The 7185-nt window shown below is 63.3% G+C and carries 8 protein-coding genes; 2 read left to right on the forward strand and 6 right to left on the reverse strand.

Features of this window, described 5'->3' with window-relative positions; translation table 11 throughout:
* Positions 1-19 precede the first annotated feature (19 nt).
* The 3 genes from E6K79_04225 to E6K79_04235 form a co-directional block, all read right to left on the reverse strand.
* Complete coding sequence (locus E6K79_04225) at positions 20-2059, reverse strand: hypothetical protein (GenBank protein ID TMQ66073.1); 2040 nt, start codon at positions 2057-2059, stop codon at positions 20-22.
* 138 nt (positions 2060-2197) lie between these two features.
* Entirely contained in the window at positions 2198-2401 is a 204-nt protein-coding gene (locus E6K79_04230) for a hypothetical protein (protein ID TMQ66074.1), read from the reverse strand.
* Positions 2402-2418: 17 nt separating this feature from the next.
* Positions 2419-2808, reverse strand: a complete 390-nt coding sequence (locus E6K79_04235; GenBank protein ID TMQ66075.1) for a VOC family protein — start codon at positions 2806-2808, stop codon at positions 2419-2421.
* A gap of 414 nt (positions 2809-3222) precedes the next feature.
* Here E6K79_04235 and E6K79_04240 point away from each other — a divergent pair, with 414 nt between their 5' ends.
* Complete coding sequence (locus tag E6K79_04240) at positions 3223-4077, forward strand: hypothetical protein (GenBank protein ID TMQ66076.1); 855 nt, start codon at positions 3223-3225, stop codon at positions 4075-4077.
* A gap of 99 nt (positions 4078-4176) precedes the next feature.
* Here the strand turns inward: E6K79_04240 and E6K79_04245 are convergent, their stop codons facing one another.
* The 3 genes from E6K79_04245 to E6K79_04255 all read right to left on the reverse strand — a co-directional run bounded on the left by E6K79_04245 (position 4177) and on the right by E6K79_04255 (position 6017).
* Positions 4177-4806, reverse strand: coding sequence for a hypothetical protein (locus E6K79_04245; protein ID TMQ66077.1), 630 nt, complete (start codon positions 4804-4806; stop codon positions 4177-4179).
* A 192-nt stretch (positions 4807-4998) separates the two neighbouring features.
* Positions 4999-5502, reverse strand: coding sequence for a hypothetical protein (locus tag E6K79_04250; protein ID TMQ66078.1), 504 nt, complete (start codon positions 5500-5502; stop codon positions 4999-5001).
* A 17-nt stretch (positions 5503-5519) separates the two neighbouring features.
* Complete coding sequence (locus E6K79_04255; GenBank protein ID TMQ66079.1) at positions 5520-6017, reverse strand: VOC family protein; 498 nt, start codon at positions 6015-6017, stop codon at positions 5520-5522.
* 580 nt (positions 6018-6597) lie between these two features.
* Between E6K79_04255 and E6K79_04260 the strand changes: the two genes are divergently transcribed.
* Positions 6598-7185, forward strand: a 588-nt coding sequence (locus tag E6K79_04260) for a hypothetical protein (protein TMQ66080.1), incomplete at its 3' end; no start/stop codon positions are given.

Raw genomic sequence — 7185 nt, forward strand, 5'->3', positions numbered from 1 at the left:
TCAGTCCAAAAGTCCGACGCTAGTGGAGTATCGTCACCTTGGACACGTCCAGTTCCGCCGCCACCTCGGTTTTGACGAAGTAGATTCCGGCCGCTGCTCGCGCGCCCCGTAGGTCGCGGCCGTCCCACCCAACCGTGTGCTCGCCGCCCGCCTCGACGCCGTTCCGCAACTCGGCCACGCGGCGGCCGCTCACTGAATAGATCGTGATGCGAACGCTCGCGCCTTCCACCGGAACTCGATAGTCCAAGAGAAATTCGCCGGCCGCGCTTCCATTCCCGCGGATGGAGGCGAGGTCGCGGATCCCGCCGCGTCCGACCCGGACGCAGTCGGCGCCGGTGACGCGCGCGCCGCCGATTGTCGTGCCGGTGAGCGTGAGGACCGCGTTAGGTCCGGTGCCCGGTGCCTGCAACGTCGCGGCAAGGGCCGGGACATCGAACCAGAAGACCCGATCGAGGAAACCGTCCGGGGGAAGGGTGTTGCAGCGACATTCTTCGGCCCCGCTTGGGTTCGCCGCCGCGACGTCCTTTGTCGTGATAGCCCCGCGGACCGGCGCGATGCCATTGAGCCGAATCGAGCCCGGATCCACGCGGGCAGGGTCGAATCCGTCGCCACCTAACAGAGCGACCGGGAGCTTCCCTCGCGAGGCGAGGTTGAGATCGTTGAGGCATTCTCCAGGCCGGACGTCGACATAGACCGCGATCACCGGGGCCGGAAGCGCGTAGACCCACGCGTACCCATTCGAGATGAGCTCCTCGCCCGGGATGGGCGCGAAGTAGCTCGGATAGAACGGCGCCGCGATCAACACATCGGCGCGGCCGTCTCCGTTCACGTCCCCGGCCGAAGCCACGGACGTACCGGTGGAGTAGATCTCCCAGGCGGGTGGGGCGAGGTCGAACAGGATCGAGCCGGTGCGGCCCGAATAGACGTAGGCGGCGCCGTAGTACGAGTACGGGTTGCTAGGGGGTTTCGCGAGCGGCGCACCCACGATGAAATCGTCCCGGCCGTCTCCATCGACGTCGCCCGCGCCGGCCACGGACGCCCCGAAGCGGTCATAGGACGACACCCCTCCGAGCCGGTAGATCGCCGCACCGGTCGCGCCGGAAAAGACCTTCACCATCCCCTGTTGAACCCCGATCCCGAGCGTGCCCTCGACGGCGCCCGCGATGAAATCCGGGATGCCGTCCCCGTCGATGTCGCCCGCTCCGTTCACGGACCAGCCGAGGCGATCGGACGGGGCTTCGCCACGGATCCGGTAGATCTCCGCCCCGGTCGCCCCGGAGCAGACGATGACCGTCCCGTTGTGGCTCCCGCCGAAGGGCCCGGGCGCTCCGACGACAATGTCGGACGCTCCATCCCGGTCTAGGTCGCCAGTGCCCGCCACCGAGAGGCCGAAGTGCTCTTCCACCTCGTTGCCGTCGATGCGGCGGATGAGCGACCCATCCGCGCCACTAAAAATCTGGATCGCGCCGGCCTCCGCCAAGGAGCCGATCGTGACGAATGCCGTTCCGACCACGATGTCGCCTTCCCCGTCACCGTTGACGTCGCCGATTCCGGCAAACGCGCGGCCGAAATCCTTCATCGGATCGGATCCGAGGATCTCGTAGAGAGGAAGACCGGTCCTTCCTGAATAGACCTTGATCGAGCCCTGCTCGGTCGGATTGAAGAACGCCACGTTGACGTCCACGATCGCGGCAGACGCGCCGATGCCGAAGTCCGGCGTGCCGTCGCCGTTCACGTCACCCAGACCGCGCACCCACCCGCGGTACTCGGTTCCGGTCTGCCCTTCGATTCGGTAGAGAGCCTCGCCGGTGGCGCCCGAATAGACGACGACGTAGCCCGCGAAGCCTCCGGTCGCGGTATTCCCGTACGGGGTGCCGACCGCGAAGTCGGCGTGCCCGTCGCCGTTCAGATCTCCGAGACCGGCGATGGATTGCGAGAAGAAATCAAAACTGCCGTCGCCTTCCTTCTCGTAGAGCTGCGTGGGATCGGCGGCGCGTGCGGCGGGGACGAGCACGGTGCAGAGGAAGAAGACAAGGACACCTCGGTTGATGAGAGACATGAATCGCACCTCTGGATTCCCGGCATGTCTCAAATGGTCCGGACGAGCGTCGATCGTAAGGGGACCGGGGAGACCAACCGGCGGTGCGCGAGGTGCCGAGGCAATTGATGTCGATGGAGCGGGGTGGGGGATTGAAGCTCAGGCGGGGACCTTCAACCACGGAGTATACCACGCTTCGGATCGTCCCGCAAGCGCGCGCTCCTCTACCGCCTCCGGAAGGCTATGACCGCCGCCGAGCGAGAGAAAGAGATCGGTGCGGCCAAGGTTGCCCTCCGTCTCGATCCGTCCTCTCGCCACGGCCAGCGCGCCAAGCACCACGAGGCAAAGCAAAAGTCTGCTCAAATCGGATCGGACCCCGCTCACGCAGGATTCGAGATCGTCATCTTGAATCCGTCGGGGTCCGTCACCGTGAATCCGATCGGTCCCCAGGGAAGAGGTCCGGGCCCATCGTTCAGGGTGATCCCCGCCGTCTTCGCCTGCTTCGCGAGCGCCGCGATATCCTGATCGGTCTCGAGGTAAAAGCGCATTCCCACGCCTTTCACCCGGTCGCGGCCCTTCCCAAAATCGTCCTGCGAGATCCCCAGGCCTACCCCTCCAGCCTCGATAATGACGCCCCGGAGCACGCCTCCGTCCTTCATCTCCTCCTTGATCGAAAATCCTAACCCGTCCTTGTAGAACTGAATGCTCTTCTTGAGGTCATTCACGGTCAATGCTGGAAAGAGACTGCGAGCCTGGAGTGTCGTGGCCATGGGACTCTCCTTGTTGGGGTCAACGTATGGAACCGCCTTCCCCAATTGTACCCCGACGCTGGGCCTTCATTGTGAAGCGGCTCTGGGAGCGGAAAACCTGACAGAGAATGCGGGGTTTGACCTACGCGGTCCAGTCCCGCGCCTGAGCGTCCCTGGGAGTACAGCAGCGGACGCGGGGCGCCCTGGGGAATTCGGTCCCAAACCCGGCTTCTTGCCGGCTGGCAAGGGCAAGGGCCGGAATCGCTTGGACACTCACCCCGGCCCGTGCGTTCGGGCCCGCGGACGCAGGATGGCACTTGTTATGCGACCACATGATGTTGCGGGGAGGCGTCCGACCCTATGTAGGATGCGCAGGAACCGTTCAACGTTGGCTTGCCGCTCAAAGCCATTCGCACACAAGGAGGGGCTCAGATCATGCGTAAACCTGTTGTCATCGCTTTGGCCCTCATCAGCCTGGTGTTCGTAGGCACCACGGGGGCGTTTTATTCGAAGTACAAGAAATCCGTCGAGAGCTACACCCAATTAAAGTCCGAAGATGAAAGCACGCGGAGTCGTTACGGAGCGGCTCTCACCGAGATCGCGACGATCCAGGACAGCCTGAACGCCATCGTTCTCGGCGAGAATGGGTTACGTGGTGTCGCGGCCCAGAGCCAGGCCGAAGTGCAGGTTCCCCCCACGGTCCACGACCAGGTGCTCGAGCGCATCGCGATGCTCAAGGGCGCGATCGAGCGCACCAAGGACCGTATCCAGATGCTGGATTCCCGACTGAAGAAGAACGGGATCAAGATCGCAGGGCTGGAGAAGATGGTGGCCGGTCTCCGGAGCTCGGTGGCCGAGAAGGAAGAGCGCATCGCCCAGCTCAGCACGCAGGTGGACGGTTTGCAGACCCAAGTGACGGGACTTTCCGCCACGGTCGAGCAGAAGACGCAGGAAGTCACGGACAAGCAGCATGAGCTCGCCACGGTCTTCTACACCATTGGGACGAAGAAAGAGCTGACCAAGTCAGGAATCGTGGAGTCGAAGGGCGGCGTCCTCGGGCTCGGAAAGACCCTCAAGCCCTCGGGCACGCTCAACGAAGCCGCCTTCACCCCCCTGGACACGGACCAGGAGAACGTGATCCGCATCCCTTCCGAGAAGGTCCAAGTTTTGAGCGCCCAGCCGGTCTCGAGCTACGTCCTGGCGCAGGTCGGAAAGGACATGGTGGAGCTCCGCATCGTCGACCCGAAGGAGTTCCGGAAGATCAAGCAGGTCGTGATCCTGACCACGTAGGTCGGATCGCACCGCAAGAACAGGCGCCCCAGGAGATCATGAACTCCTGGGGCGCCTTTTTGCATCCGCCGGCGTTCGTGCTTCGCTCGGCCTGAACCGCTACTTCGTGAGCGGGAAGCTCAGGCCGGCCGTGATCATAACGTCGTGCTGCGTCGGCTCGACGAGTCCGGTTGTCGTAGCCGTAAGCTCAGCGCCTTGCTGGCGGATTCGATCCACCATCTCCATGGAGAGGTGAAGCCGATCGGAAAGGGCCGCGCCGAAGCTCAAGCCCACGACCCCGGTCAGCTTACCCTTGAACTCACCCGCATCGGTCCTCTTCGCGAAATCGAAGAGCCCGATCTTCTGAGTCGTGTACCCGATTCCCCCCAGAATGCCGATGTTGCCCTGATCTCCACCTGCAATCCGCACCTTCCCGCGCAGATCTGCCAAGAGCAGCGTCGAGGCCAGCTCGATGGAGGTGGTGCCCACGACCTCGATCGTGCCGCTGCCGGCTCCGGCGACCAGCTCCGCCCCGAATCGCTTCCCGAACGATGCGCCCACGCCGAGCCCGTACACCGTGTGTGTCCGATTGCGAATGAGCGCGGTGCTCCCACTCGTGACCATCAGCAGCGTCTTCGTCGGGACCGAAGCGCCGACAAATGGGGTGACGTCACACGCAGCGTCGGCCGCTTGAAGGGGGATGAAGAGCAGGGCTGCGGCGACCGCCAAAATCACGAGACCGCGTAGCATTCGTGCCTCCTCAAGATGGGTGTTGGTCGTAATGCGCGCATGAAACAGAGGCGGGAATGTACGCGATTCATTCGCGGGGGTCGAGTCCGATGTGAGGGTCGGGTCCCGGGCCGCAAGGATTGAGTTCGCGCGAGCCCACACCAGCCCTGGGAGCAATCGCCGCCGCCCCATGAATCGGGGCGGCGTAGGAAGTCACCAGGGCTCGTCGCCCGACGGCCCGTAGATCGATGGCACCTTCCCGCCGACCATGCGCAGGTAGACGGAGAGCTGGCCGCGGTGGTGAACCAGCGCGTGGAGGAAATACCAGAGCACATCTCCCCGGCGATGCTCCTCCATCCGGTCCTTCGCGACCGGCACGCGGACGGTCCCGTTCAGGGCTTCATCCGGTATCGCCCGCAGCTTCCGAACGAACTCGGTGTGCGCCTTCTCGTAGGCGGCAACCAGCTCCTGCCATGTCTTCGGAATCGGCGGCGGCCCGGTCATTTTCATCTCGTCGGCCATGACCTCGTCCGGATCGAGCTGCACGCAGGCCATCATCCAGGCCGTTTCCATCGCCGTCATCGACGTGTCGTGCGGCCTGAATGACGCCTTCGCTGGCGGGTACGCTTTCAGGACCCGCATCGTGGTCGGGTGCTCGAGCTCCTGATGTGCGATATGGATTTCCTTCTCGGTGACAGCCTGCACCTGCGTGGCCACGACGGAACTCCTCTCTGTTAGCGGACTCCAGCCTTTTCGCCCTGCTCGTAGGCTTCCTTCAGAGTCTTGATATCCAGCTTCTTCATCTTGAGGACGGCCGCCATCACTCTCTCAGCCCCACTCGCATCCTTCATCCACTCGTCCAAGGCGGCCGGAACGACTTGCCACGATAGGCCGTACTTGTCCTTGAGCCAGCCGCACGGTCCCTCCTGGCCGCCGTCGGAGAGTTTCTCCCAGAACTCGTCGATCTCTTTCTGGTTCTCGCAGCTCACCATGAACGAGAACGCCTCCGAGAACTTGAAATGCGGACCACCGTTCAGCGCCATGTATTCCTGGCCGTTGAGCTGGAATGTCACCGTCATCACCGATCCCTTCGGCCTTCCGGCGGCCGCGGCCCCCGAGTCCCCATAGCGGGCGATGGTCCCGATCTTGGAGTTCTTGAAAATGGACGTGTAGAAACGGGCTGCTTCTTCGGCTTGGTTGTCGAACCACAGGAACGGCCTGATTGCCTTCATTGCGCTGCCCTCCTTGCGATGCCCTTGGTTAACTCCCAACGCGGCCGGACGTCGCCCTCGAGGGACAGACTCCGGTCAACTAGCAGAACCGATGCCACTCTGGCCATGGCCCATGCGATATTTCTCAATTCATTGCGGGCTCAATGGTTGATCATGTGGTGTGCTCCATGGCCAGCACGACGCGCACTCGGACGACTGTCCACATAGGAGCATGTCGCGGCCTTCCTGTGCTCCCTGGGGCGCTCACTCCCTGGGCGCGATGATGCCGCGGATTGCACGGGAACCCTCCATGGGCAGGTATGTAAGTCGCTGACGGAGCGCTGATTTGACACGAGATCGCGAATGGCCCCGGGATTGCTACAAAGCGTATGAATCGCGTCTTCTCAATGTTTCGGGTCTCCACTCCACCTGATAATACGAGCCGTTCTATGGAATCTCTAATCCGCATGTCGGTTCTCTTCAAGCGGCTCCGCCTGGTGGCCCTCCTTGGTGCCTTGCTCGTGCCGGGTATTGCCTAGGCGGGGACTTCGCCACGGTCGCTGCCGGTGTCGGCGCTGCCCAGGCCGGCGACACGGTCACCGTGCGGGCCGGGACCTACAACGAAGCCGTCACGTTCGGCCGCAGCGGGTCGGCAGCCGCCGGTTTCATCACCCTGCGCGGCGAGTCCGGGGCCATTCTCGACGGCACCGGAAAATCCGGACAGGGCATCACCATCAGCAGCAAGAATTACATTCGAGTCATCGGCATGACGGTGCAGACCTTCCTGGCGGGCAACACGCCGATGGGAATCAGCGTGGATGGAAGCTCGAGTTTCATCGAGCTCCGCAACAATCTCGTCCACAACATCGAAAGCCCCAACGGAAACGCCCACGGCATCGCCTTTTACGGCACCGCCGCCACCCCGATCACCAACATCGTCGTGGAAGCCAACGAGATCCGGAACTGCAAGCTCGGCCAAAGCGAATCCCTGGTGCTGAACGGCAACGTCGACGGGTTCAGAGTGGCGGGGAACATCGTCCACGACAATGACAACATCGGGATCGACTTCATCGGCTTTGAAGCCACGGGCCCGGCCGGCCAAGACCAGGCCCGGAACGGCATCTGCGTTGACAACGTGGTCTACAACATCAGCTCCGCCTCAAACCCAACGTACGGGGGAGACCGGTCC

The sequence above is a fragment of the Candidatus Eisenbacteria bacterium genome (assembly GCA_005893305.1).
Lineage (GTDB): Bacteria > Eisenbacteria > RBG-16-71-46 > SZUA-252 > SZUA-252 > WS-9.

Coding starts and splice junctions, on each gene's coding strand:
- E6K79_04225 (TMQ66073.1), bottom strand. CDS start 2,059: ATGTCTCTCATCAACCGAGGTGTCCTTGTCTTCTTCCTCTGCACCGTG.
- E6K79_04235 (TMQ66075.1), bottom strand. CDS start 2,808: ATGGCCACGACACTCCAGGCTCGCAGTCTCTTTCCAGCATTGACCGTG.
- E6K79_04240 (TMQ66076.1), top strand. CDS start 3,223: ATGCGTAAACCTGTTGTCATCGCTTTGGCCCTCATCAGCCTGGTGTTC.
- E6K79_04245 (TMQ66077.1), bottom strand. CDS start 4,806: ATGCTACGCGGTCTCGTGATTTTGGCGGTCGCCGCAGCCCTGCTCTTC.
- E6K79_04255 (TMQ66079.1), bottom strand. CDS start 6,017: ATGAAGGCAATCAGGCCGTTCCTGTGGTTCGACAACCAAGCCGAAGAA.